Below are 25,027 nucleotides of genomic sequence, written 5' to 3' on the forward strand. Positions count from 1 at the left end.
GCCTGGTGGCATGTGGTAAACTAACACGATGATATGTTACCTATGAAAGGAGACCGGATGCCGGGCGAGAATTTTCCTGGCGACAGGATCGTGAGTCTTGTCGACGAGCTCGAGGGGCTCATCGAAGAGGCTAAGACGCCGTTCGGCAAGAACGCCCAGATGAAGGTTATCGATGCCGACGTCTTCTTTAACATCCTCGACGAGATCCGCATGAGCTATCCCGAGGAATGGCAGAAGTCCCGCCGTATCCTCAAGGAGCGCGAGGAGCTTATGGCTTCCGCCGCCGCTCAGGCCGATTCCATCATCGCCGATGCTCAGCAGCAGGCCCTCACCATTGCCGGTGAGCAGGAGATCGTCCGCTTAGCGCAGCAGCAGGCCGACGATATTCGCGACCGTGCCCAGCAGTATGAGCGCGAGACGCGCTATGCCGCCGAGGACTACGCCGAGCAGGTCTTTACGCACCTCGAGGAGAACCTCAAGAGCCTGACCGGCACCGTCACCCGTTGCCGTCAGCAGCTCAACGAGGGTGCTGCCCAGCAGAACGGTCAGTGGTAATGGCTGAGTTCCCGAGCGTTACCGTCGATCTTTCCGAGCAGCTCGAGTTTCCCGGAGACTCGTACCCGCTGACCGGTAAGGTCGATGTTGCCACCTATACGGTGGGCGAGAAGGAGTACCAGCTACAGGACGGCATTGACTACGATGTGGTCTTTACCAATGCCGGCACCGGTGTTCTGCTTACGGGCATGGTCCGCGCGCACGCAACCGGTGAGTGCGACCGTTGCCTGGAGCCCGCTTCGTTTGATATTGCCGGTGAGATCGAGGAATTTTATCTCTTTAACGAGCCCGAGGACCCCGAGGCCTACGAAGATGGCTACGAGCTGCTGGGCGAGGATCGCATCGTCGATCTGGGTGAGCCCATCAACGACGCGGTCGTCATGGACACGCCGTTCGTTGTCCTGTGCAAGCCCGATTGTCGCGGCCTATGCCCCACTTGCGGCATCAATCTCAACGTCGAGCAATGCGATTGCGCCGCTCAAGCAGAGGCTGAATGGGCCGCTGCCACGGAAAATCCATTTGCAGCATTGAAGAATCTCAAGCTTGACGAGTAAAACTGTGGTAGTATCGCTACTTGCGCGTAATCGCCACACTGGATAGTTCATAAGGAAGGTCACTATGCCCGTACCTAAACAAAAGCAGGGTCGTATCCGCACTCACACCCGCCGTTCCGCCAACATGAAGATCTCGGCTGCGGCTCAGTCCACGTGCCCCCGTTGCGGTGCTGTCAAGCTCCCGCACCACGTGTGCCCCAGCTGCGGTTTCTACAAGGACCGCGAGGTTATCGTTACCGAGTAACTGTATACTCTGGATGCGATGCCGTTCCAACTGGAACCACAATGGCCGGCTCAATGAGTCGGCCATTTTTGTATAAGGAGTATGTATATGAGTAACGTTCGCGTTTGTGTAGACGTTGTGGGTGGAGACGAGAAGCCACAGGTTGTCCTCGACGGTATCGAGGCGGCGCTTGCGGCTGATCCCGATATCGAGGTCTTGGCCGTCGGTCCCGCAGAGATCGTGAACCCCTTTGCCGCGGCTCACGCTCGCGTTGAGGCCTTGGAGGCGCCCGATGTCATCGCCATGGATGACGATCCCATTCGAGCCGTGATGACCAAGCGCAAGTCCTCGATCGTGCTTGCCTGCCGCGCTATCAAGAAGGGTAACGCGGACGCGTTCTTCTCTGCCGGCTCCACCGGCGCCATGACCGCTGCCGCTACCGCCTACGTGACGCCGTTTCGCTATCAGGCCGAGGGTAAGAAGCAGCCGGTGCGTCCGTGCCTCACCAATGCACTGCCCAACCGCGCCGGCGGCCTGACGGTTCTGTGCGACATGGGCGCCAACCCCGATGTCACGGTGGACGATATGGTGCGTTTTGCCCAGATGGGTAGCGCCTATGCGCGCGTCGTCTTGGGTATTGAGCATCCTCGCGTGGGCCTGCTTGCCAACGGCACCGAGGATGAGAAGGGCTCCAACTTTACCAAGTCGTGCTTCCCGGCCATGAAGGCCGCTGTTCCCGGTTTTGTGGGCAACTGCGAGGGCACCGATCTTACGTCGGGCAATTTTGACGTCGTGGTCGCCGACGGCATGTCGGGCAACATCGCGCTCAAAGCCACCGAGGGCGCGGCCAAGTTTTTGCTGCAGGAGCTCAAGGGTGTCTTTATGTCTTCGCTCGGCACCAAGATTGCCGCGCTGCTCATCAAAAAGCAGATGCGCGAGATTAAGGCCAAGCTCTCTGGTGATGCCAAGGGCGGTGCGATTCTTTTGGGCCTGCGTGGCGTGGTCCTAATCGGCCATGGCGCCACCTCGGTCGAGGCTGTTAAAAACGGTACGCTCGCGGCGGCCGAAGCCGTGCGCGCGAGGCTGGTCGAGAACGTCGCCAACTCCATGGACGGCATCGTTTTGTAAGAGCGAGTTAGAGCGCTGTTATGTGCCTCGCGGCCTGCTTCGTGGGGTAGAATCAGAACCGTGTCTTGGTACCGCCCAGGCGGTACCATTCTTTTGGTATTCATTCACTATGAGAGGAAGCGCTATGGACCGCTCCGAAATCTTCGACAAGATCGCCGAGGTCGCTGCTGACGTTCTGGGCGTCGATGTTGCCGAAATTAGCGATGAGACCACCTTTGACGATCTCGATGCCAACTCGCTCGAGCGCCTGCAGCTGGTTACGGCTATCGAGGACGAGTTCAACCTCGAGATCGATGACGAGACTCTGCTCTCGCTCAACTCTGTCGCCGACGCCGTCGACGCGATCGAACACGCCAGGGAGGCCTAGGTCTTGGCTTTGTCTGAACGACTTACGCGTGCCCAGGAAATCCTGGGACACGAGTTCAATAATAAGGTACTGCTGCGCGCGGCGCTTACGCATCCCTCGGCAGTCGAGGGCCAGCCGGTTTCTGCCAGCTATGAGCGCCTTGAGTTCTTGGGCGATTCCATTTTGGGCGCCGTCGTCGCTCGTTCGCTCTTTGAGTCCTATCCGGAGTTTGACGAGGGCAAGCTCACGCGCCTGAAGGTGTCGCTTGTCTCGGGCGCCACGCTGTCCGAGGTTTCTCACGAGTTGGGCATCGACGACATCATCATCTTTGGTGCCTCCGAGACCGGTACCGGTGCGCGCGGCCTGCATTCGGCGCTCGAGAACGTCTACGAGTCGCTCGTGGGCGCGCTGTACCTGGACGCCGGCTGGGATGCCGCAGCGGAGTTTATCCACCGTACGCTTAAGCCGCATTTGGCTTCCGAGCGTGCCGAGCACCCCGCGAACCCCAAATCGTTCTTGCAGGAGTGCGTGCAAGCCGACGGTCACGAACCCCCGGCGTATAAGCTCGTTGGCTCCGAGGGCCCGGCGCATGCGCCCACCTTTACCGCCGTGGTGTTGATCGATGGTATTCGCCAGGGTCGCGGCTCCGGCTCCTCAAAGAAGGAAGCCGAGGGAGCCGCTGCACTCGAGGCACTTGACCGCATGGGCTACACCACCAACGGCGTGATTCTCAACAAGAAGCCTGTTTAAGCGAGGAACCGTGTATCTCAAGTCCCTCACGCTCAAAGGGTTCAAGTCGTTTGCCGACCGCGCCCATATGACGTTTGAGCCGGGCCTGACCGTCATCGTCGGTCCCAACGGCTCGGGAAAATCGAACATCTCTGACTCGATTCTGTGGGTCCTGGGCGAGCAGAGCGCTAAGCAGCTGCGCGGCCAGGCCATGGAGGATGTCATCTTCTCGGGCTCGTCAGCGCGCAAGCCGGTGGGTGTCGCCGAGGTCACGCTGGTGCTCGATAACTCGGACCATATGCTGCCCGTCGACTTTGACGAGGTCGCCATCACCCGTCGTATGTATCGCTCGGGCGAAAGCGAGTACCTCATCAACTCGAGCCCGTGCCGCCTGATGGACATTCAGGACATCCTGCACGATTCGGGCCTGGGTAAGGATACGCATTCCATCATCAGCCAGGGCAAGCTCGACGCCATTTTGCAGAGCCGCCCCGAGGAGCGCCGTGCCCTCATCGAGGAGGCCGCCGGCATCTCCAAGCACAAACGCCGCAAGGAGCGTGCGCTCAAAAAGATTAAATCGATGGACGAGCACTTGACCCGTGCCCGCGACATCAATAAGGAAATCGCCCGTCAGCTGCGGCCGCTGGAGCGTCAGGTCGATCGCGCGCGCAAGTACAAAGAGCTGTCCTCGCGCGCGAACGAACTTACGCAGATGCTGGCCGTCGACGAGCTTCGTTCGCTGCAGTCGCAGTGGAACGACTTGGAGAGCCGCTCCAAGGAGGGCGCCGCCGAGCTGGAGCTTGCGCAGTACCGCATGGGCGAAAAGGAGCGCGAGCTCGAGAAGCTCCAGGTTATGCTCGAGGAAAAGGGCCTGTTTGTGGGCGACCTGGGCGAGCAGCGCCGCCATATGCAAGACGTGGTCGGCCGCATTAACTCCGATATGCGCCTGCTCGAGGAAAAGGGCCACAACATGGTGTCGCGCCTGTCCGACATGCGTGGCCAGATCTCGAGCTCCGAGCATCAGCGTCGTCGCGTGGTCGAGGAGCTCGAGGACGCGCGTGCACAGCTTGAGGAAGTGACCGGCGCGCACATGCAGGCCCAGGAGGACGTTGACGCCGCTGGTCCTGCCGCCGCTGAGCTCCACGAGCGGCGCGTGGCGCTCGACAATCAGATTTCGCAGCTTACGCGTGAGCAACGCGACGTGCAGCGTGTGGCCGATAACGCGGCGCTCGAACTCGCCAAGGTGAAGGACTCGCTGAGCAACGCCGAGGTCGAGGACAACATGTACGCCTCGCGCCTGGAGCAGATTGATGAACAGCTCGAGGAGGTTACAGCATCGCTTGATAGCCGTCGCGACCGTGCTGAGGAGCTTGAGAGTGCCCTTGAGGCGGCTCGTCAGGCCCAGAACGATGCGCGCGAGGCCACCGAGGTCGCCCGTGCAGCCCTGAAGGACTTGCGTAATCGTGAGAGCGAGGCGCGCAACAAGCTGTCCGAGGTGCGCTCGGAGCTTGCCAGCCAAAAGAAGCTTGATGCCCGCATGGCAGACAGCTCGCCGCTGGTGAGCCGTCTGATGGGCGCACTGGGCGATGATGTCTCAGGCCGTCTGGGCGACGTGCTCGACGCCCCTCGTGAGCTTGAGGGCCTGGTTGAGCAACTACTTGCCGGCGATATCGATGCCCTACTGTTTGATGACGCCGCTACGCTTGAGCGTGCCGGTCGTGCTGCTCTGGACCAAAAGAAGGCCTCGGGCGAGGCACTGCTGATGGCGCGCGGCGTGAGTGGCTCTGCTGCCGCCGAGGGCGCTGCCGGTACGCGTCTGGTCGATCGTCTGTCCGTGCGCTCCGGTTATGGCCCGGTTGTCGAGGCCCTTCTCGGCGGCTATTACGTGGTCGATGACTTGGCTGCCGCGTTGGCTGCCCCTGTCGTTGACGGTGTGACTTACGTGACCCCCGATGGCGCCCGCGTCGCCTGCGGCGGCCTGGTGCGTGTGGGCTTCGATGCTGGCGAGGCGTCGGGTGCCTTGGAGCGCAAGCGTCGCATTCGCGAGCTGGAGGGCCTGGAGCCCGATCTAGCTGCTGTGTTTGAGCATGTGTCGGATCAGGTCGTCGAGGCCAATGCGGCCGTTGAGGAGGCGCGTGCCGCCGAGGGCGATGCCGCCGGCGAGATCGCCCGTCTTGAGGGCGAGCGCCGCTCGCTGCTCTCCGAGATTGGCCGCCTGGAGCAAAGCGCCTACAACGCCGAGGTCGAGCGCGTGCGCATCTCCAAGCGCCGCGAGCAGGCCGCCGAGGCCGTTCGCGCTGCGCGCCCGCGCGTTGACGAACTCACCCGTTCGCGCGACGAGGCCCGCGCGCAGGCAGGCGACCTGGGTCTCCAGATTGCCGAAGCCAACGACGAGCTCGATCGCGTGCGTCGTGACGATTCCGAGGCAGCCGGCAAGCTCGCCGATGCCAAGGTCCGCCTGGCCCAGACGAGCGAGCGTCTGCGTTCGCTGAAGGGCCGTGTGCCCGACTTGGAGCATCGACTCGAGGGCATCGACCGCCGTATCCGCGGAACACGCCAGGCCTCGCGCTCACTCGAGCTGCTGCGCCTGCGTGTCGACCCCATGCACGAGCGCTATTCGGCCCTGCTGGATCGCGCATCGGATTGGGCCGCGCGTCTGCGTGATCAGGCTTCGCTCGAGGAGGCGGACTCGGCCTCGCTCAAGAAGACCATCGAAGACGCCAAGGCCGAGGTCTCCCGCGCCAAGGAGCGGGTCGATGCCGCCACGGCGACGCAAAACGAGTTCAAGGTTTCCCGCGGCAAGCTCGAGGTGCAGGTGGAGGCGGCCATCAAGGCCATTACCGCCGATGGCACTACGGTGCTCGAGGAAGCGCTCATGCTTCCTGCTCCCACCGACCGCGACGCCGCCGAGCGCGAGCTCAACCAGCTCGTGCGCCAGATTAACAACCTGGGCCCTGTGAACCAGGTTGCCATGGAGGAGTACGAGCAGCTCAAGCGCCGCGCCGATTACATCGAGGAGCAGCTGGCCGATCTGGAGAGCGCGCGCAAGGCGCTCACCAAGATCACAGTGGCCATTGATCGCAAGATGCGCAAGGCGTTTCTGGTGACGTTTGAGAAGGTCGATGCGAACTTCCGTGAGATCTTCGCCATGCTGTTCCCGGGTGGCCAGGCTCATCTTGAGATGACCGATCCCGAGCATCCTGCCGAGACGGGCATTGAGGTTGTGGCGCAGCCGCGCGGCAAGCGCATTACCAAGATGATGCTCATGTCGGGTGGCGAGAAGAGTCTGACGGCGCTCGCCCTGCTCTTTGCCGTGTACCGCACGCGCACGGTGCCGTTCTATGTGCTGGACGAGGTCGAGGCGGCGCTTGATGACGCCAACCTGTCCAAGCTCATCGGAGCCCTCGATGTGCTGCGTTCCGATACACAGCTCTTGGTCATTTCGCATCAGCGCCGTACTATGGAGGACGCTGACGTTCTCTATGGCGTCTCGATGCAAGCCGACGGCGTCAGCCGCGTCGTCTCGCAAAAACTCGATCGCGAAACCGGAAAGGTCGTGAATGCATAATGGGATTCTTTGACGCTCTCTCGCGCGGACTTGAGCGCAGCCGCGAGGCCCTCAACGAGGTCTTCTACTTTGGCGGCGAGGTCGACGAGGACTTTTGGGAGGACCTTGAGGACACCCTCGTTATGGGTGACATGGGTGCCGAGGTCGCCATTCAGGTCTCCGATGACCTGCGCGATGCCGCAGCCAAGAAGAACCTCAAGACCGCACCGCAGCTTCGTCGCGCTCTGGCCAAGCAGCTTGAGCAGCACTTTGTGCCCATCGAGCGCGATCCGTTCTCCGATACGCCGAGCTGCGTGCTGTTTGTGGGCATCAACGGTGCCGGCAAGACCACGACGGTCGGCAAGATTGCGAGCGCCATGGCTTCCCGCGGCAAGAATGTCGTGATCGGTTCGGCCGATACCTTCCGCGCCGCCGCCATCGAGCAGCTCGATGTGTGGGGCCAGCGCGCCGGTGTTCCCGTCATCAAGCGCGACCGCGGCTCCGACCCGGCGAGCGTTTGTTACGACGTGCTCGACGAGGCCGACAGGCGCGGCAGCGACCTGGTGCTTATCGACACCGCCGGTCGTCTGCATACGAGCCCCGAGCTCATGCGCGAGCTCGCCAAGGTGGTCAACGTGACGCGTAAGCGCGCCGCCAATATGGCCGCCGGTCCCATGCCGGTCTCGGTCGTGCTTGTGATCGATGCCGCCACTGGTCAGAACGGTCTGAACCAGGCGCTCGAGTTTAATGAGGCGCTGGGCCTGGACGGTATTATCATGACTAAGCTGGACGGCACGGCTAAGGGCGGTATCGCCATGGCCGTGGCCGAGAAGCTCAAGCTCCCGATCCTTCGCATCGGCGTGGGCGAGCAGGTCGATGACCTGCAGGAGTTTAACGCCAAAGATTTCTGCCGCGCCCTGGTGGGCGAGTCCAACTAAGGAGTAACCAGTGTTTGATTCCCTGAGCGATCGCCTCAACGACACATTTGACCGCCTACGCGGCAAGGGTAAGCTGACCGAGGCCGATATTACTTCGGCCATGCGCGACATCCGCATGGCGCTGCTCGAGGCCGACGTCAACTTCAAGGTCGTCAAGGAGTTTGTCGCCAAGACCAAGGAGCGCTGCATGACCGCCGAGGTCATGGAGTCACTGTCGCCGGCGCAAAACGTCGTCAAGATCGTGCTCGACGAGCTCACCGAGATGCTCGGCTCTACCGAGAGCAAGCTCGTCTTTAGCAACCGCATTCCCAATGTCATCATGCTCGTGGGCCTGCAGGGCTCCGGTAAGACCACGGCGGCCGTGAAGCTGGCTTACCTGCTCAAGAAGCAGGGCCGCTCGCCGCTGCTCGCCGCGTGCGACGTCTACCGTCCCGCAGCTGCCGACCAGCTGGCCACGCTCGGTGGCGAGATCGGCGTTCCGGTCTTCCGCGGTGACGGTGAGCACCCGGTCGATATCGCCAAGGGCGCCATCCAGGAGGCCGTCGACCACCTGCGTGACGTGGTCATCGTCGATACCGCCGGTCGTCTTCAGATCGACGAGCAGATGATGCAGGAGGCCGTCGACATCAAGAAGGCCGTCAAGCCCGACCAGGTGCTGATGGTCGTCGACGCCATGACCGGCCAGGATATCGTCAACGTGGTCTCGACGTTTGCCGAGCGCACCGACTTTGATGGTGTGATTATCTCCAAGCTCGACGGTGACGCCCGTGGCGGTGGCGCGCTTTCGGTGCGTCAGGTGACCGGCAAGCCCATCAAGTTTGTGAGCATGGGCGAGAAACCCGACTCGCTTGAGCCGTTCTATCCCGATCGCATGGCCAAGCGAATCTTGGGCATGGGCGACGTTGTCGGCATCATCGAGAAGGCCCAGGAGGCCGCCGATGCCGAACAGCTCGAGGCTGCCGAGCGCATGCTGCGCGAGGGCTTTACCATGAACGACATGCTCGACCAGATGAAAGCCGTCAAAAAGATGGGCGGCATGAAGGGTATCCTGGGCATGCTCCCCGGTGGCCAGCGCGCGCTCAACCAGATGGGCGGTAACCTGGACGAGGGCATCTTCGACAAGAACGAGGCCATCATCATGTCGATGACCAAGGAGGAGCGTCTGCGTCCCTCCATCATCAACGGCCAGCGTCGCGCGCGTATCGCCAAGGGCGCCGGTGTGACCCCCACCGAGGTCAATAGCCTTATGAAGCAGTGGGGCGAGATGAACAAGATGATGGGCCGCATGCGCACGATGGCCAATCAGGCACAGGCCGGCGGCAAGAAGGGCAAAAAGGGCAAGAAGGGCAAGAAGATGCGCATGCCCAATATCCCTGGGCTGGACGCTATGGGTCTGGGCGGCATGGGCGGCCTGGGTACGGGCGGTCCCAAGTCCGATATGGAGCTGCTGCGCCAGATGGAAGCGCAGATGCGTAATAAGAAATAGAGCTGTAATTCCAGCTTGATATGGCAAAGGCCACTCGGAAGCTACCGGGTGGCCTTTGTTGTTGGCTTTGATTGTTGGGTTGCGTTCGGCTTCGCGTCCCGAGCTCGCGGTGCCGTGCCGTTAGTGGCAGCCGCAGCCCTCATGGCCTTCGTGGTCGTGGTGGCCGTGGCAGCCGCAGGACCCGCCATGCTCATGGGTGTGCTCGTGGTCGTGGCTGTGGCAGCCGCACGTGGCCTCGCCGTTCTGTGCGAGCGTGCCGGCGATAAGGGCCTCGACGCAAGCGTCGCAGCTGCCCTGGGCACCTGCGTATACCGTGATGCCGGCTTGGGCAAGCGCGTTGATAGCGCCTCCGCCGATGCCGCCGCAGATGAGCGTGTCCACGCCGCCGTTGGCGAGCAGGCCCGCAAGTGCGCCGTGGCCGGTGCCGCCGGTGCCCACGACCTGCTCGTTGAGCACCTTGCCGTCCTGAACGTCGTAGATCTTGAACTGCTCGCTGCGGCCAAAGTGCATAAAGATGTTGCCATTGTCGTACGTGGTTGCCACCCTCATGGTGCCGACCCCCTTTGCTGGCCATGCGGCCGTTGTCGTGGTGATGGGGGAGTACGCGATATTGCCGCCTTCGATGATGAGCGCCCGACCATTGACCAACGCGTTTGCCACCTTGCGATGCGCTCGGCTGCAAATAGCCGCCACCGTGGCGCGCGCGATGCCCATCTGCTGTGCGACTGCCTCTTGGTTAAGGCCTTCCAGGTCGCACAGGCGCAGCACCTCGAGTTCGTCGACCGTCATGTCGATGGCGTCTCCACTGGCAAGGCCGTCGGGGGTAAAGCCGCGATATTCGGGGATGATCCCAACACGGCGCAATTTCTCGCGTCTTCCTGCCATACGTGCTCCTTATCTGACATATGTCAACAATAGAATAACGAACGTGCAGATTTACGCAAGAGATTTCTGGCATATGTCAGAAAACAAGGGCTTATGTTTGGGCTGTGGGGCCGCGTGCGCCTGGGCTACAATGAATCTCGCTTGTAGGCGACTGACAGGAGGGTCAATGAGCAAGGCTGATCAACAGTTTGTAACCATGTGCCGCGATATTCTGGACCATGGCACCACCACCGAGGGCCAAAAGGTCCGTCCGGTGTGGGAGGACGGCACCCCTGCCTATACCATTAAAAACTTTGGTGTCACGGCACGCTATGACCTACGTGAGGAGTTTCCGGCGCTTACCTTGCGTCGTACGGCCCTCAAATCTGCCATGGATGAGATCCTATGGATCTATCAAAAGAAGTCCAATAACGTGCATGACCTCAACAGCCATATTTGGGACGAGTGGGCCGACGAGACTGGCTCCATCGGCAAGGCCTACGGGTATCAGATTGGGCAGAAGAGCCATTATGCCGAGGGCGACTTTGACCAGATGGATCGCGTGCTGTACGACCTTAAGAACACGCCGTACAGCCGCCGCATTATGACGAACACCTATGTGTTTAGCGACCTGTCCGAGATGCACCTGTATCCGTGTGCCTACAGCGTGACGTATAACGTGACGCAGCGTCCGCAGGATGATAAACCGACGCTCAACATGATTCTCAACCAGCGCAGCCAGGATATTTTGGCTGCGAACAACTGGAATGTGTGCCAGTACGCCATTTTGCTGATGATGGTCGCGCAGTCGGTCGATATGATCGCTGGCGAGCTGCTGCATGTGATCGCCGATGCCCACATTTACGACCGTCATGTCGATATCGTTCGCGAGCTTATTGAGCGTCCGCAGTTTGCTGCGCCCAAGGTAACGCTCAACCCCGATGTGCATGACTTCTATGCGTTTACGACCGATGATCTGATCGTCGAGGGCTATGAGCACGGCCCTCAGGTCAAGAACATCCCCATTGCGGTGTAGGTGACGCGCATGAGGTGTAAGCTTTCTGCCATTGTCGCCGTGTGTGACGATTGGGGCATTGGGTGCGAGGGCGATATGGTCGTGTCCAATCGCGCCGACATGCGCCATTTTGTGGCGTGCACCAAAGGTTGCCCGGTCATTATGGGACGCAAGACGCTGCTGAGTTTTCCCGGCGGACGTCCGCTCAAGAACCGCCGCAATATCGTGCTCACGCGCGATGAGGACTTTGCTCCCGAGGGCGTCGACGTGGTGCATAGTATCGACGAGGCGCTTGCCGCGGTTGCCGATGAACCCGTTGCCTGGGTAATCGGCGGCGGCGAGGTATATCGACAGTTTTTGCCGTATTGCGCCGAGGCCGAGGTTACGCATGACCATTGCGTGCATGACGTGGATACGTACTTTCCCGATTTGGATGCCGATCCCGCGTGGGAGATTGCGCGGCGTGACGGTGTTGCCACGATTGCCTCGGGCGAGGGAGACGAGGGTGTCGATTATGAGTTCGTGACGTATCGTCGCGTTGAGGCGTAAATCGTCTGGCGTGAACGGTATCATCGGGTTGTTTGAATGCATGGGGCGGCGCTTAGCGTCGCCTCGTTTGGTATAGATGCGCTGTAAAGAAGGGTGCGGGCTGGCTGCTATGACTGATGCCGTTGAGGTGCTGCGAATCGATTCTCTCGAGGACGAGCGGCTCGATGCCTACGTGCGACTGACCGAGCGTGAGCTTCGCTGCGTGCTGGAGCCGCAGAAGGGCATTTTTATCGCCGAGAGTGCCAAGGTCATCGAGCGTGCGGTTCGCGCCGGATACCAGCCGGTGAGCTTTCTTTTGGGCGAACGCTGGCTCGATCAAATGATGCCGCTGTTTGAGCGCCTGGTTGTGTGCGAGGGCGCCGGCCCGGTTCCCGTGTTCGTGGCCTCCATGGAACTCATGGAGCAGTTGACGGGCTTTAACGTGACGCGCGGTGCGCTCGCGGCGTTCCGTCGCCCGCGTCAGATTCCGGTTGATGAGTTCTTGGGCGGCGTCGTCGAGGTGGCGGGGGAGCGCCCAGTGCGCGTATGCGTGCTCGAGGGTATTGTCGACCACACGAACGTGGGCGCAATTTTCCGTTCGGCTGCCGCGCTCAATGTCGACGGCATTCTGGTGAGCCCTACGTGCTGCGATCCACTGTATCGTCGCTCGGCTCGTGTGAGCATGGGCACGGTGTTTCAGGTGCCGTGGACGCGCATTGGCAGCGAGGCGCGCGTATGGCCGCATGATGGGCTGGCGGCGCTACACGATGCCGGCTTTTCGTGTGCCGCTATGGCGTTGACGGATGATTCGGTGTCGCTGGACGATCCCGCGCTCCAGGAGATTGACCGCCTGGCAATCTTTATGGGCACCGAGGGTGCTGGCTTGGGCGCCAAGACCATTGCAGGCTGCGACCGCGCCGTGCGTATTCCCATGGCGCATGGGGTCGATTCACTCAACGTGGCCGCGGCAAGCGCTGTTGCCTTTTGGCAGCTCTGCCCGCATGTGAGCAACGAGTACCACTACCAGCCGGGGCTGTATCACTAGGCAGATATTTCGCACCGGGCTCTGGTTCGGGGCGTTTCGGCCGACGTCGGTCGGTGCTAAGCTGGTATTGGCTTTGGTCTTAAATTGCCGTTTTGTTGTTTGACGTACGCTGGTGGGGAGGGCGTGTGGCTAAGAAATCTACGGCTATCGATGTAACGCAGGGTGTCATTTGGCAACAGCTGCTGTCGCTGTGCGTCCCTATCTTCTTTAGCTCGTTTTTTCAGCAGGCTTACACGCTTATTGGTACGTATATCGTCGGCCAGTTTGGCGGCAAGCTCGCGCTGGGTGGCATTCAAGCCACGATGGTGCTCACCGAGCTCTGCATTGGCTTTTGCGTCGGTGTGGGCGCTGGCTGCGCGGTCATTACCGGTCAGTTTTTTGGTCAGCACGATGATGAGCGATTGAGTCGTTCGGTCCATACGGCCATGACGCTCGCGCTGGTGGGCGGTATCGTTTTCTCGATTCTTGGCATAGTGTTCGTTGAGCCCATGCTGGTACTTATGAACACGCCGCATGAACTATTGGCCGAGGGCGTGGCCTATGCTCGTTGCTATTTTGCCGCCATGGTTGCGGCGCTGCTGCTCAATATGGGAACGGCGCTGCTGCGCGCCGTGGGCGACACACGCGGTCCTGCTGTGATCATTGCTTCCGGCTGCCTTGTTAATGCGGTGCTGGATGTCATCTTCGTTGCCGTGCTTCATATGGAGGCTCTGGGCTGCGGCATCGCGGTGGCGCTGACCATTTGCTCCAACGCCACGATGATCGTGATTCGTATGATGCACGCTCCGGGTGCGTGGCGGCTTTCACTGTCCAAACTCTGCATTGATCCTGGCATTTGTAAGAGCATGATCTCGTGTGGTCTGCCGCTTGGCTTTCAGTCTGCTGCGTATTCGATTTCCAACGTTTTGATTCAGGTGTCGGTCAACTCGTTTGGTGCCGATGTCACCACGGCGTGGGGTCTTTCGGGCCGTTTGGATGGCATTGTCTGGATGGTTACCGAGGCGCTTGGCGTTTCGATCACCACGTTCTCGGCACAGAACTTTGGCGCGCGCAACTACGAGCGCATGCGCAAGGGCTACCATACGTCGCTTGTGCTGTCGTTTATGCTCATTGGTGGCCTGTCTGCCGTGCTACTGGTGTTCTCGGGTCCGTTGTCGCGTCTGTTTGTCGACGATGCTTCGATTTCGGCCTACACCACGACGATTCTTCATTTCATCGCGCCGTTCTACGCGATCTTCTCGATTATCGAAAACGCGTCCGGCTCCATCCGCGGCGCTGGCGTGAGCTTCCAGCCTATGATGCTCACGATTTTTGGCACCGTCGTGCTCAGGGTGATCTGGGTGTTTGCGATTATGCCGTTCGATCCGTCGCTTGAGCACCTGCTGCTGGTTTACCCCGTAACCTGGCTCATCACGGCCACGATGTTTACCATCTACCACCACAGCGGCAACTGGCTCGGCCGCGCCACCGCCTAATGATCCGTAGGGGACGGAGGAAAACGGATCATTGACCTGGCAATAAGGCAAAATGATCCGTTTTCCTCCGTCCCCTTCGGATCATTTAGTATTCGATGCCTTGGCGGGCTAGGAGGCCTTCGTCGAAGTAATGTTTGACGGGGCGCATTTCGGTGACCAGGTCTGCCAGATCGGCGAGGGGCAGCAGACCGCGGCCGGTGAGCACGAGCTCCGTGGTGGCGGGCTTTGTCGCGATCAGCGCTTCGACATCCACGCGCGTCACAAATCCACGGCGCATGGCCTCGCCAAGTTCGTCTAGAATCAGAACGTCGACTTGGCTAATCTGCTCGCGCGCCAGCTCCATGATCTGTGCGGCACAGGCTTCGGGCGTGTCGCGGTCGGCTTGTACGATGCGCAGACCTAAACGGGGCGCCGCATCATGCTCGGCGCAGTGCAGCTTCTTGGCAAACTGCAGCATAAGCACGTTAAGTCCATAGCCCGTGGCGCGCAGTGCAAGCCCCAGCGCAGCCGTCGTCTTGCCCTTGCCGTCGCCCGTGTAGATCTGAACCTTGCCGACTTCCAGTGATGCCATCTCTGTCCTTTCGTGCCCGGCGTCGGTTTATCGTCGCTCGGGTTGGGTATTCTAGAAAGCATTATCAACCCCAGTAGATGGAGTTCAAGCAGATGGAGATGGATGACAACAAACGTAGACGGAATATGATCCTCTACGTGCTCATCGCCTTCGTCGTCTACCTCGTGCTCTCGACCGTTCTGTTCCCCAACATCGGTCACACGCAGCAGATTACGAAGACCGATTACTCGACCTTTGTCAAAGCGCTCGATAAGAAGAGTGTCGACAAGGTCGAATACAATACGGACGATTACACGATTTATTACACCAAGAAGGGCGAGGACGAGAACATCGCCTACAAGACGACCGGTGTGCCAAACGATGCGGGCTTTACCGATCGCGTGCTTGAATCCGGCGCCTCGCTGGAATCTGTTGTCCCCGATAAGAACTCGGGTCTGATGACTTACTACCTGCTTACGCTCATTCTTCCCATGGCTATCTTCTTCCTCATCGGTTGGTGGCTCAATCGTCGCATGAAGAAGGCCATGGGCGATGACGGCCCGTCGATGAACTTTGGCGGCGGTGGTTTTGGCGGCGGCGGACTGGGCAAGTCCGGTGCTCGCGTTATCGCTTCCAAGGATGTGGGCGTGACCTTTAAGGACGTTGCTGGCCAGGAAGAGGCCAAGGAATCCCTTAAGGAGGTCGTCGACTTTCTGGAGAAGCCGCAGCGCTACGAGGAGATCGGCGCCAAGCTGCCGCGCGGTGCTCTTCTTGTCGGCCCTCCGGGTACCGGTAAGACCCTGCTTGCCAAGGCTGTGGCCGGCGAGGCCGGTGTTCCGTTCTTTAGCATTTCGGGCTCGGAGTTTGTTGAGATGTTTGTCGGTCGCGGCGCTGCTAAGGTGCGTGACCTGTTTAAGCAGGCCAAGGAAAAGGCCCCGTGCATCGTTTTTATCGATGAGATCGATACCATCGGCAAAAAGCGTGACGGCGGCGGCTTTAGCGGCAACGACGAGCGCGAGCAGACGCTCAACCAGCTGCTGACCGAGATGGACGGCTTCGATAACCACAAGGGTATTGTCGTTCTCGCTGCTACCAACCGACCCGACAGCCTTGACCCGGCCCTGTTGCGCCCCGGCCGTTTTGATCGTCGCATCCCCGTTGAGCTGCCCGACCTGACCGGCCGCAAGAACATCCTTGAGCTCCATGCCAAGAGCGTGAAGACGCAGCCCCCGATCGACCTGACTGCGATCGCCCGTGCCACGCCCGGCGCCTCGGGTGCCGACCTGGCCAATATCATCAACGAGGGCGCCCTGCGCGCCGTTCGCGAGGGTCGCAAGCGTGCAACCCAGGACGACTTCGAGGAGTCGGTGGAGGTCGTCATCGCCGGTCAGCAGCGCAAGTCCACGGTGCTGTCCGATCACGAGAAGCAGGTCGTTTCTTACCACGAAATCGGCCATGCCATCGTTGCCGCTCGCCAGAAGGGCTCTGCGCCGGTCACGAAGATTACCATCGTACCGCGCACGAGCGGTGCTCTGGGCTACACCATGCAGGTCGAGGAGGATGAGCGCTTCCTGACCACACGCCAGGAGGTCCTGGACAAGCTCGCCGTCTATTGCGGTGGCCGTGCAGCCGAGGAGCTCATCTTTGGTGAGATGACGACCGGCGCAGCCAACGATATCGAGCAGGCCACCAAGCTCGCCCGTAACATGGTGACGCGCTTTGGTATGTCCGATGAGTTTGGCATGATGGCACTCGGTACCGTTCAGAATGCGTACCTCAACCAGGACACGTCTCTCACCTGCGCCCCCGGTACGGCCGAGCGCGTGGACGCGATTGTCGCCAAGCTGATCGAGGATGCGCATGACCGCGCCCTGCAGATTCTCAAGGAGAACAAGTTTAAGCTCCACGAGCTGGCTCGTTATCTGTACAAGAAGGAGACGATCACGGGTGAGGAGTTTATGAATCTCCTCACGCGCGAGAACCCGCTGATGCCAAAGCAGCAGTAATACTAGTTGCACAGTGTCAATCGCCCCATTTGAGTGTCCATCTCAAATGGGGCGTTTTGCGTGGGGAGAGTTGTATATGAAGATCGTGGTAAGTGCCTGTTTGATGGGCGAGAGCTGCAAGTATAACGGGCTCGACAACTACCATCGCGAGCTGGTCGAGGCTTGCGAGCGTACGGGGACCGAGGTCCTGTTGGTATGCCCTGAGGTTTTTGGTGGCTTGCCTACACCGCGCAAGCCGTCCGAGATTGTGAACGGAGAGGTTCGTACCTGCGAGGGCGTGTCGGTTGATCGCGAGTTTCGCCAGGGTGCTCAACGTGCGCTCGATATGTGCGAGCAGGCGGGCGGCCCGTCCGAGATTGTTGCGTGCATTTTGCAGGATCGCAGTCCGTCGTGCGGCGTGGGCCATATCTACGACGGTTCCTTCAGCGGCACGCTCACAACGGGTAACGGTGTCTTCGTTGACCTGCTCCTGCGCCACGGCTACCGCGTGATCCCGGCAAGCGAATTCGATCCCAGCATGCTGGAACATTGTCCATAGCACTCGAACCCAACACTTCCTCACGGGTGACCGTTTTGGCATCATCCGTGAAGTTGATATTGAGTACGACCCGGTCATCAAAGACGTAGACCGAGTTGACAGGCGCCGTACCCAGGCAGCCCCTCCCCGCGGCCCTCACGCAGGAACGCGCACACGGCCTTCCCGTCTCTTGCGCCCCTCCCGGAACTGTCCACATCAGTGTAGCCAATCCAGTCCGCCAAGGGCTGCAGCCCGGACAACGCCGCGATGGAGGGCTTCTTCGGCCTGCTCAAGAGGGAGTTCTGGCACGGCAGGGACTGGTCGGGCTGGGCCCCCGCCCGCTTCATCGAGGAGCTCGGGGCCTGGATCGGCCGCTACAATACGGAGAGGCGCAGCGATGCGCTCGGCGGCCGCACGCCGGCCGAGTTCCGCGCCGCGCTGGGAAGGGCCGCGTAGCGGTCCAAGAAATCGTCCGCAGTCCCCATTCTTGCCCCTTTGGGACAGCTTCTTGTTGGGGCGTGCCCGCCCCAAACCCTGCTAGGAATGAGTACAGCAAACTGAAATATTCAAATTAGTCTTTGCAAATTACCTTTGAACATTCACCATCAATTACAATTCCCTGACGGTTGTTAATTGGGCATAGATTCAAATCCGAAAACTCAGTCATTATCTTCTCGGTAACTTTCTTAAATGGTGCTGTAAGATAATGCGGAAGAACATAGAAATCAATCAAATTAAGCCCTGCATCATCTTCTTGTGAGTAGTCCTCCGGCTTTTCATCCATTTGCTCGATATATTGGATGCTTGGAGCGCATACAATCGCACCTGCCGATTCACCAATCATCAGTTTTCCCTTTGCCAATTCTTTCTTCAACAGCTCATCCGTTCCCGTTTTACGGAGCTGGTCTATAAGGAAAAAAGAATTTCCGCCGGTAAAATAGATCACATCCGCATCTTCAAAAAGAGACTGTATCGTTGAATAAGCCTCCGTTGAAATATCAATTTCAGTTACGATTGCTCCCAACTTTTTGAATAATTTTCGAGCCGAGCCGACATAACCGGTGTAGCCTTCACGCAGCGAAGCTGTTGGAATAAATGCGACTTTTTTATTTTCAATTTCTTCCTTTATCAGACTTCCTACACTTGAAAAGTGAGAACATAAAAACAGTTTCATCAATATTCTCCTTTATATATAAATTCTTATTTGTTGAACTAAGCCGTGTATACCATACTCTCCAATGAAAGAACGCCCTGATATAGCGAAATTTTGCCGTTTTCCTGCGTACGTGCGTACACACTCCACAGGAATTCTAAGGGGCCTGCCCCCTTAGCACACGGACTTTGGAACAAAGTCTAGTGTGTTACGCCTTGCCAGAGGTGTACAGGCTCCCGGTATGCACGTACGAAGCAATTGCCATCAATGCGCCATATAAGTGGCGATCAAGTTCGCATAAAGCGACCTTGATCCCGCAAAACAAAAGGCAGGATACCATCACCACGATGATACCCTGCCTCTGTTCGTTTCTGTTTACCGTTCCGAGTACGAACTGAATGCTGGAGCAATATAAAACCACCACAAAGGTGCCTGTGAACTGCCTCCCATTTCTTGGACATCGGGAAATGGGAGGTTTTCCATGAGTATAGATCTCAGGTCGAAGCACGACCTGGAGTCCAGGAGGCGGGCCGTCGAGCTCTTCGACGCCGGCGTCGGCTGCAAGCCGGCGGCCGAGGCCCTGTCCGTCCCCCGCGAGACCGTGAGAGAATGGCAGTGGGTATACCGGGCGTTCGGAAGCGAGGCGCTGCTGTCCATGGACGGGAAGCAATCCAGTTACACATTCGAGCAGAGGGTCGCCGCGGCGTCGGCCGTGGTCGACGACGGGATGGCGAAGGCCGACGCCATGACCGAGTTCGGGATCAGGTCGAAATCCCCGCTGGAGCGCTGGTGCAGGCTCTACCGCGAGGGCGGCGCCGAGGCGCTGCGGCCCCGCCCGAAGGGCAGACCGAGGGGGTCGAGGTCGAAACCCCGGGCCCGCACCCGCGAGCAGGAGCTCGAGGAGCGCTGCCGCAGGCTCGAGGCCGAGGTCGCCTACCTAAAAAATTGCGCGCCCTGGTCGAGCGGGACGGGCTCTGACCAGGGCGGCGGCCGAGGCGGTGAGGGCGCTGCGCGCGGAGGGGCACTCCCTGCGCCACCTGCTGGAGTGCTCGGGGCTCAGGAGGTCGACCTACTACTACGCGCTGGCGCACCCGCGGAGGCCGACCCGGCCCGAGCTGCGCGACGCCGCGGCCGAGATATTCTCGCGCACCGCCAACGGCTGCGGGCACCGGCAGATAGCCATGTGCCTGCGCGCCGAGCTGGGCGCGGTCGTGGCCGACAAGACCGTGCTCAAGATGATGCGCGAGATGGGCATCCGGTGCGGGATACGCCGCCGGGGCTCCCGCCGCCGGTACAGCTCCTACAGGGGGCTCGTGGGGAGCACGTTCGAGAACGTCATCGCGAGGGACTTCGGCGCCGAGGGGCCGTGGCAGAAGCTCGGCACCGACGTCACCGAGTTCAAGGTGGCCGGCGCCAAGGCCTACTGGGCCCCGGTGCTCGACTTCTGCACGAAGGAGATCGTGGCGAGCGACATATCGACCTCGCCGGACCTCGCCCAGCAGCACAGGATGCTCGACCGGCTCCTCGAGGCCCTGCCCGACGGGGCGGCGCCGACCATGCATTCGGACATGGGCTGGCAGTACCAGCACGAGTCCTACACCTCCAGGCTGGAGGGGGCGGGCATCACCCAGAGCATGTCGAGCAAGGGGAACTGCATCGACAACGCCACCACCGAGCAGCTCTTCGGCCACGTGAAGGACGAGTTCTACCGCGGCAGGGAGTGGGGCAGCTTCGGGGACTTCAAGCGCGACCTAGAGGGGTACATAGCCCATTGGAACACGCGGCGCAGGCAGGTAAGATTGAAGGGCCTGACGCCGGAGGAGTTCCGGAACCGGGCCCTTGCGGCGTAGTCGCTATTTATTCAGTCCAAGTTTCGGGGCGCAGTTCACTGTCCCCTTTGTGGTGGTTTTGGTAGGTTAGGCGAGGAGCGTGTGGCCGTAGGTGTTGGCAGCCTTGATGGCGGCGGCGAACTTTTCGTCGGTGAAGGGCCCGGGGTTTCCCTGCTTCCACTCGTTGGTGGTGTGCGCGTACTCGCACAGGGCGGGGATATCGGACTCGGAAAGCCCGACCTGCTCAAGCGTCACGGGCAGTCCCATCTGCTTGTTAAAGGCTGAGTAGCGCTCAAGGTTCTCGGTATCGCCCGTGTAGGCAAACAGCACCAGCACGCCCAGGCTCACGACCTCGCCATGCAGGTAGGTGCCCTCGCGCGGAATGCTGCAGGTGGCGTTGTAGAACGCATGCGCCACGCTCGAGTTGTAGTAGTAATCGTTTTGGTTGGTCAGGTTGGAGACGTAGCCCGTGTTGACCACGATATCGAGCGCGATCTGCTTGACGGCTTCGGTCGACAGGTTCTGGCGAACGTCCTCAAGACCCTGCACGCCATAGGTAAACAGCGGCTCGGAGCAGGTGTGTGCGAGCGCCAGGCCAAGACCTGCGGTGTGCTCCAGGTTGCCGGCGCTCGTGGCGTACTCGACCTCGGGCTGCTTGGACAGGGCATCGCCCACGCCCGCCCAGAAGTACTCCGCCGGAGCCTCGGCGATGATCTTGGGGTTGATGAAGATGTGCGCGGGGCGGTTGGGGTACGAATAGCCCTCGAGCGAGCCGTCGTCGTTGTAGACAACGGCAATGGCGGTCGCGGCCGAGCAGTTGGAGCAGATCGTCGGTACCGTAAAGACGATCTTCTTGAGCTCGATGGCCGCCGTCTTGACGGTGTCGAGCGCTTTGCCGCCACCGCATGCGATGAGCACATCGGCCTCTCGGCAGGCGGGGGAGTTAACAAGCTTGGCGATATTGGCACGCGTGCTGTTGGTGCCGTAGACGCGTGTCTCCAGAATCTCGATGTCGGTGCCCTCCAGTGCCGCTTCGATACTGGGAAGCGCCGCGGCCAGTGCTCGTTTACCACCGATAATCGCGACCTTGGCCGCTCCGTACTCGTCCAGCGCGCCGGGCAGCTCGTCAAAGCAGTCCTCGCCGACGGTGTAGTCGCTCATTCCAATCGTGCGCATAGCAGCCTTCTTTCGTTAGATAAAGTGCTTTCAGGTATTTTGCTCCAAGTGAGTGCTTGCGACCGCGAGAAATTACTAAAGTATGAAACCGATGTTGAGGGTTTTTCGCCGGCGTTGACCGTGCTACCATACAGCGCATAAGCGTTGATGGGGACGAGTAGTCGGCCGTCCGTGTGCTACAGAGAACGGGGAGCGCTGAGAACCCGTGCATGCGACCGATGAAAATCACCCCGGAGCTGCGGTCCCAACGGACGCGCCGTACAGGCACGTCTTAGTAGACATCGCCGAGATGGTCGTCGATACAGGCCAGCCGAGTAACGGATGCGAGCGCGCTGTAATGCGGGTGAGGGCATCTAAGCTGGGTGGTTAAGCGAAGAGCTTTTGCGGGCAGACGGCCCGTTTTGTGGCGCTTCGTCCCAGCTTGCAGGGACGGGCGCTTTTTTTGGTGCCCAACGGGCGTGCGCGCCCACGACATGAAAGGGGTACCGTGGCAAACGAGTACAAGCAGACGATGAATCTGCCCAAAACCGGTTTTCCCATGCGTGCCGGTCTTTCCAAGTCCGAGCCCAAGCGACTCAAGGACTGGCAGGACAACAAGGTCTACGAGCAAGTTCTGAAGAAGAACGAGGGTCACAAGAAGTTCGTGCTGCACGACGGCCCTCCGTACGCCAACGGTCCGATCCACATCGGCCACGCCATGAACAAGATTTCCAAGGACATGATCAACCGCTACTGGATGATGCAGGGCTATGAGGTCCCCTATGTCCCTGGTTGGGACTGCCACGGCCAGCCGATCGAGCACAAGGTCGAGGAGAAGCTCGGCACCGAGAAGTTCAACCAGACCTCTACGGCTAAGATCCGTGAGCTCTGCAACGAGTTCGCCGTCGAGAACATCGAGCTGCAGAAGGCCGGTTTCCGTCGTCTGGGCGTGCTCGGCGACTGGGACAACCCCTACCTGACGCTCTATCACCAGCATGACGCCGCCGACATCGAGGTCTTCAAGGCCATGTTTGATAAGGGCATGATCTATCGTGGCCACAAGCCGGTTCACTGGTGCAAGCACTGCCACACCGCGCTGGCCGAGGCCGAGATCGAGTACTCTGACGAGACGAGCCCCTCCATCTTCGTTCGCTTTGAGATGACCTCTAAGCCCGCCGGCCTCGAGAACTTCGACGGCCCGGTCGACTTCATCATCTGGACGACCACGCCGTGGACCATCCCCTCCGACCAGGCAGTTTCCCTCAAGCCCGGCGCCGCCTATGTCGCCGTTGAGCACGAAGGTCGTGCCGAGGTCATGCTCAAGGACCTGGCTCCCAAGTGCTGCGAGGAGTTTGGCTGGGAGTACACCCCGGTTATGGTCGACGGCAAGCCCTACGTGGTTCCCGCCGAGACCTTCCACCACATTCACTACAAGCAGCCGATCTTTGACGGTGTCGAGGGCGTGGCACTGCTGGCCGATTACGTCGGTGTGGATGACGGTACCGGTATCGTCCACAACTCGCCCGGCCACGGCGTCGACGACTACTTCGCCTGCCTCAAGGAGGGCATCACCGACATCTGCATGCCGGTCGATGACGACGGCAAGTTCTACACCGGTGAGGAGTTTGGCACCGGTGGCCCCTTCAGCGGTATGGATACCGATGAGGCCAACCCGCACATCATTGAGTTCCTGCGCGAGCGTGGCACCCTGGTCCTCGAGAAGAAGATCACGCACAGCTATCCGCACTGCTGGCGCTGCAAGCACCCGGTGCTCTTCCGTGCTACCGACCAGTGGTTTGTCTCGATGGACAAGACCGGTTTGCGCGAGCAGGCTGGCAAGGAGGTCCGCGAGAACGTCAAGTGGTATCCGGCCCACGCGGCCAACCGCATCGGTGCCATGGTCGAGCAGCGTCCCGACTGGTGCATCAGCCGTCAGCGCAACTGGGGCGTGCCTATCCCCAGCTACACCTGCGCCGACTGCGGCGAGAAGGTCATGAACGACGCCACGCTCGACGCCGTCATCAAGCTCTTCCACGAGAAGGGCTCCGATGCCTGGTTCACCGACGCTCCCGAGAGCTACCTGGGCGAGGCCTGTGTCTGCCCCAAGTGCGGCGGTCATCACCTCAAGTCCGATAAGGACATCCTCGACGTGTGGTGGGACTCCGGCGTGTCCTGGAAGGCCGTCTGCGAGTACCGTCCCGAGCTGGAGTACCCGGCGGACGTGTATCTCGAGGGCTCCGACCAGCACCGTGGTTGGTTCCAGAGCTCGCTGCTCACCTCGGTGGGCGCCAACGGCCACGCTCCCTACAAGGCGGTCGTCTCGCAGGGCTTCACCCTCGATGGTCAGGGCCGCAAGATGTCCAAGTCGCTCGGCAACGTCATCGACCCCAACAAGGTCTGCGACGAGATGGGCGCCGACATCATCCGCCTGTGGGTTGCCTCCGTCGACACCAGCTCCGACGTTTCCATCGACCACGAGATTCTCGCTCGTACGTCCGACGCCTACCGTCGTTTCCGCAACACGCTGCGCTTCCTGCTCTCCGAGCTCGAGGGTCAGTTTGAGCCCGAGACCGACGGCGTCGCCTTTGCCGACCTGCTGCCGCTCGACAAGCTCATGGTTGCCCGCCTGACCCAGGTCCAGGCCGAGGTCGACGACGCCTACGCGAGCTACGAGTTCCCGCGCGCCTACCGTGCGCTCTACGACTTCGTGGTTACCGAGCTCTCCAACGTGTACCTCGACGCTCTGAAGGACCGTCTGTACTGCGACAAGCCCGGCTCGCTCGAGCGCCGCAGCGCTCAGACCGTGCTGGCCGAGCTCTTCTCGATGCTCATGCGCGACCTGCAGCCGATCCTGTCCTACACCGTCGACGAGGCCATGGCATATGCGCCCGCCGGCTGCGTCGACCACCAGAAGTACGCCGCGCTGCTCGATTGGTACAAGTCGCCCATCACGGTTGATGAGGCCAACGAGTTTGAGGGCGTGCTCGAGGCTTCTCTCGAGCTCCGTAGCGCCGTGACCAAGGCCCTTGAGGATGCCCGTTCTGCCGGCACCTTCACCAAGAGCCAGCAGGTCCGCGTCGAGGCGGTCGTTCCCGCCGAGATGTATGCGCTGCTGACCGGCGACAAGGCCGTCGACCTGGCCGAGTTCTACATCGTCTCCGATGTTGAGCTGACCCAGGGCGAGGAGCTCTCCGTTGCTATCGAGGCTGCCGAGGGCGAGTGCTGCGACCGTTGCTGGAACTACCGCACCACCGTCGGCGAGTACAACGGCCACGCTCACATCTGCGAGAGGTGTGCGAATGCCCTTTAAGGCACGGTAACTCGGCATTTTAGTTATAGGGAGAATTTGGGCGCCTTCGGCCCATTTGCTCCGCTGAATAAAAG

22 protein-coding genes and 1 pseudogene are annotated in these 25,027 nt (G+C 60.5%); 19 read left to right on the forward strand and 4 right to left on the reverse strand.

Features of this window, described 5'->3' with window-relative positions; genetic code table 11:
• Positions 1–57: 57 nt before the first annotated feature.
• From DXD77_RS00720 to ffh, 9 genes are all read left to right on the forward strand, one after another.
• Positions 58–555, forward strand: coding sequence for a hypothetical protein (locus DXD77_RS00720; protein ID WP_022094019.1), 498 nt, complete (start codon positions 58–60; stop codon positions 553–555).
• A complete protein-coding gene (locus DXD77_RS00725) occupies positions 555–1,109 on the forward strand; it encodes a DUF177 domain-containing protein (protein WP_117647324.1) in 555 nt (184 codons plus the stop codon). The genes DXD77_RS00720 and DXD77_RS00725 overlap by 1 nt, the downstream gene beginning before the upstream one ends.
• 64 nt (positions 1,110–1,173) lie before the next feature.
• Positions 1,174–1,353, forward strand: a complete 180-nt coding sequence (gene rpmF, locus DXD77_RS00730) for a 50S ribosomal protein L32 (RefSeq protein WP_022094017.1) — start codon at positions 1,174–1,176, stop codon at positions 1,351–1,353.
• A gap of 87 nt (positions 1,354–1,440) precedes the next feature.
• Positions 1,441–2,460 (forward strand): phosphate acyltransferase PlsX, encoded by a 1,020-nt coding sequence (plsX, locus tag DXD77_RS00735; RefSeq protein ID WP_117647325.1) that lies wholly within the window; start codon positions 1,441–1,443, stop codon positions 2,458–2,460.
• A gap of 124 nt (positions 2,461–2,584) precedes the next feature.
• Positions 2,585–2,827, forward strand: coding sequence for an acyl carrier protein (locus tag DXD77_RS00740; RefSeq protein ID WP_117635126.1), 243 nt, complete (start codon positions 2,585–2,587; stop codon positions 2,825–2,827).
• A 3-nt stretch (positions 2,828–2,830) separates the two neighbouring features.
• Positions 2,831–3,556, forward strand: a complete 726-nt coding sequence (gene rnc, locus DXD77_RS00745; RefSeq protein WP_117637759.1) for a ribonuclease III — start codon at positions 2,831–2,833, stop codon at positions 3,554–3,556.
• 10 nt (positions 3,557–3,566) lie between these two features.
• Positions 3,567–7,103 carry a chromosome segregation protein SMC gene (gene smc / locus DXD77_RS00750; RefSeq protein ID WP_117647327.1) on the forward strand — a complete coding sequence of 1,179 codons (3,537 nt, stop codon included), beginning with the start codon at positions 3,567–3,569 and terminating at the stop codon, positions 7,101–7,103.
• Complete coding sequence (gene ftsY / locus DXD77_RS00755) at positions 7,103–8,020, forward strand: signal recognition particle-docking protein FtsY (RefSeq protein WP_117647329.1); 918 nt, start codon at positions 7,103–7,105, stop codon at positions 8,018–8,020. The genes smc and ftsY overlap by 1 nt, the downstream gene beginning before the upstream one ends.
• Before the next feature lie 10 nt (positions 8,021–8,030).
• Complete coding sequence (gene ffh / locus DXD77_RS00760) at positions 8,031–9,506, forward strand: signal recognition particle protein (RefSeq protein WP_055251122.1); 1,476 nt, start codon at positions 8,031–8,033, stop codon at positions 9,504–9,506.
• A 120-nt stretch (positions 9,507–9,626) separates the two neighbouring features.
• On the opposite strand, the gene DXD77_RS00765 is transcribed toward ffh, so the two are convergent.
• A complete protein-coding gene (locus tag DXD77_RS00765; protein ID WP_117647331.1) occupies positions 9,627–10,391 on the reverse strand; it encodes a NifB/NifX family molybdenum-iron cluster-binding protein in 765 nt (254 codons plus the stop codon).
• Positions 10,392–10,557: 166 nt separating this feature from the next.
• On the opposite strand from DXD77_RS00765, the gene thyA reads away from it, so the two are divergent.
• The 4 genes from thyA (at position 10,558) to DXD77_RS00785 (ending at position 14,433) form a co-directional block, all read left to right on the forward strand.
• Entirely contained in the window at positions 10,558–11,406 is an 849-nt protein-coding gene (gene thyA / locus DXD77_RS00770; protein ID WP_117564144.1) for a thymidylate synthase, read from the forward strand.
• A gap of 9 nt (positions 11,407–11,415) precedes the next feature.
• On the forward strand, positions 11,416–11,934 hold the full coding sequence (locus DXD77_RS00775; protein WP_117647332.1) for a dihydrofolate reductase: 519 nt from the start codon (positions 11,416–11,418) through the stop codon (positions 11,932–11,934).
• A 109-nt stretch (positions 11,935–12,043) separates the two neighbouring features.
• A complete protein-coding gene (locus DXD77_RS00780) occupies positions 12,044–12,958 on the forward strand; it encodes an RNA methyltransferase (RefSeq protein WP_117647334.1) in 915 nt (304 codons plus the stop codon).
• 125 nt (positions 12,959–13,083) lie between these two features.
• Complete coding sequence (locus DXD77_RS00785; protein WP_117647336.1) at positions 13,084–14,433, forward strand: MATE family efflux transporter; 1,350 nt, start codon at positions 13,084–13,086, stop codon at positions 14,431–14,433.
• Positions 14,434–14,518: 85 nt separating this feature from the next.
• On the opposite strand, the gene DXD77_RS00790 is transcribed toward DXD77_RS00785, so the two are convergent.
• Positions 14,519–15,004, reverse strand: coding sequence for a cob(I)yrinic acid a,c-diamide adenosyltransferase (locus DXD77_RS00790; protein ID WP_117564141.1), 486 nt, complete (start codon positions 15,002–15,004; stop codon positions 14,519–14,521).
• A 92-nt stretch (positions 15,005–15,096) separates the two neighbouring features.
• Between DXD77_RS00790 and ftsH the strand changes: the two genes are divergently transcribed.
• From ftsH to DXD77_RS00810, 3 genes are all read left to right on the forward strand, one after another.
• Complete coding sequence (gene ftsH / locus DXD77_RS00795; RefSeq protein WP_198019956.1) at positions 15,097–16,989, forward strand: ATP-dependent zinc metalloprotease FtsH; 1,893 nt, start codon at positions 15,097–15,099, stop codon at positions 16,987–16,989.
• A 76-nt stretch (positions 16,990–17,065) separates the two neighbouring features.
• Positions 17,066–17,527, forward strand: a complete 462-nt coding sequence (locus DXD77_RS00800; RefSeq protein ID WP_117564140.1) for a DUF523 domain-containing protein — start codon at positions 17,066–17,068, stop codon at positions 17,525–17,527.
• A 207-nt stretch (positions 17,528–17,734) separates the two neighbouring features.
• Complete coding sequence (locus DXD77_RS00810) at positions 17,735–17,962, forward strand: integrase core domain-containing protein (RefSeq protein WP_255413152.1); 228 nt, start codon at positions 17,735–17,737, stop codon at positions 17,960–17,962.
• Between the two features lie 115 nt (positions 17,963–18,077).
• On the opposite strand, the gene DXD77_RS00815 is transcribed toward DXD77_RS00810, so the two are convergent.
• Positions 18,078–18,680: a Type 1 glutamine amidotransferase-like domain-containing protein gene (locus tag DXD77_RS00815; RefSeq protein ID WP_117564137.1), complete on the reverse strand. Its 603-nt coding sequence runs from the start codon at positions 18,678–18,680 to the stop codon at positions 18,078–18,080.
• Positions 18,681–19,404: 724 nt separating this feature from the next.
• Between DXD77_RS00815 and DXD77_RS10525 the strand changes: the two are divergent.
• Positions 19,405–19,452, forward strand: a pseudogene (locus DXD77_RS10525) (hypothetical protein); the annotation flags it as partial.
• 205 nt (positions 19,453–19,657) lie between these two features.
• A complete protein-coding gene (locus DXD77_RS00825) occupies positions 19,658–20,509 on the forward strand; it encodes an IS3 family transposase (RefSeq protein WP_199407894.1) in 852 nt (283 codons plus the stop codon).
• A 66-nt stretch (positions 20,510–20,575) separates the two neighbouring features.
• Here the strand turns inward: DXD77_RS00825 and DXD77_RS00830 are convergent, their stop codons facing one another.
• On the reverse strand, positions 20,576–21,664 hold the full coding sequence (locus DXD77_RS00830; protein WP_117564135.1) for an iron-containing alcohol dehydrogenase family protein: 1,089 nt from the start codon (positions 21,662–21,664) through the stop codon (positions 20,576–20,578).
• A 511-nt stretch (positions 21,665–22,175) separates the two neighbouring features.
• Here DXD77_RS00830 and ileS point away from each other — a divergent pair.
• The gene (gene ileS / locus DXD77_RS00835) at positions 22,176–24,953 is read left to right on the forward strand and encodes an isoleucine--tRNA ligase (RefSeq protein ID WP_369831492.1); all 2,778 of its coding nucleotides are present in this window, start codon (positions 22,176–22,178) and stop codon (positions 24,951–24,953) included.
• The last annotated feature ends 74 nt before the right edge of the window (positions 24,954–25,027 follow it).

It is taken from the genome of Collinsella sp. TM09-10AT, assembly GCF_003436275.1.
In the GTDB taxonomy this organism is placed as follows: Bacteria; Actinomycetota; Coriobacteriia; order Coriobacteriales; family Coriobacteriaceae; genus Collinsella.

Bases quoted from the DNA above. Each gene is read 5' to 3' on its own strand.
- DXD77_RS00765 (WP_117647331.1), bottom strand. From the start codon at position 10,391: ATGGCAGGAAGACGCGAGAAATTGCGCCGTGTTGGGATCATCCCCGAA.
- ftsH (WP_198019956.1), top strand. From the start codon at position 15,097: ATGGAGATGGATGACAACAAACGTAGACGGAATATGATCCTCTACGTG.
- DXD77_RS00830 (WP_117564135.1), bottom strand. From the start codon at position 21,664: ATGCGCACGATTGGAATGAGCGACTACACCGTCGGCGAGGACTGCTTT.
- DXD77_RS00815 (WP_117564137.1), bottom strand. From the start codon at position 18,680: ATGAAACTGTTTTTATGTTCTCACTTTTCAAGTGTAGGAAGTCTGATA.
- ftsY (WP_117647329.1), top strand. From the start codon at position 7,103: ATGGGATTCTTTGACGCTCTCTCGCGCGGACTTGAGCGCAGCCGCGAG.
- plsX (WP_117647325.1), top strand. From the start codon at position 1,441: ATGAGTAACGTTCGCGTTTGTGTAGACGTTGTGGGTGGAGACGAGAAG.
- DXD77_RS00740 (WP_117635126.1), top strand. From the start codon at position 2,585: ATGGACCGCTCCGAAATCTTCGACAAGATCGCCGAGGTCGCTGCTGAC.
- DXD77_RS00780 (WP_117647334.1), top strand. From the start codon at position 12,044: ATGACTGATGCCGTTGAGGTGCTGCGAATCGATTCTCTCGAGGACGAG.
- rpmF (WP_022094017.1), top strand. From the start codon at position 1,174: ATGCCCGTACCTAAACAAAAGCAGGGTCGTATCCGCACTCACACCCGC.
- DXD77_RS00775 (WP_117647332.1), top strand. From the start codon at position 11,416: ATGAGGTGTAAGCTTTCTGCCATTGTCGCCGTGTGTGACGATTGGGGC.
- DXD77_RS00790 (WP_117564141.1), bottom strand. From the start codon at position 15,004: ATGGCATCACTGGAAGTCGGCAAGGTTCAGATCTACACGGGCGACGGC.
- DXD77_RS00800 (WP_117564140.1), top strand. From the start codon at position 17,066: ATGAAGATCGTGGTAAGTGCCTGTTTGATGGGCGAGAGCTGCAAGTAT.
- ileS (WP_369831492.1), top strand. From the start codon at position 22,176: ATGAATCTGCCCAAAACCGGTTTTCCCATGCGTGCCGGTCTTTCCAAG.
- DXD77_RS00720 (WP_022094019.1), top strand. From the start codon at position 58: ATGCCGGGCGAGAATTTTCCTGGCGACAGGATCGTGAGTCTTGTCGAC.
- DXD77_RS00725 (WP_117647324.1), top strand. From the start codon at position 555: ATGGCTGAGTTCCCGAGCGTTACCGTCGATCTTTCCGAGCAGCTCGAG.
- thyA (WP_117564144.1), top strand. From the start codon at position 10,558: ATGAGCAAGGCTGATCAACAGTTTGTAACCATGTGCCGCGATATTCTG.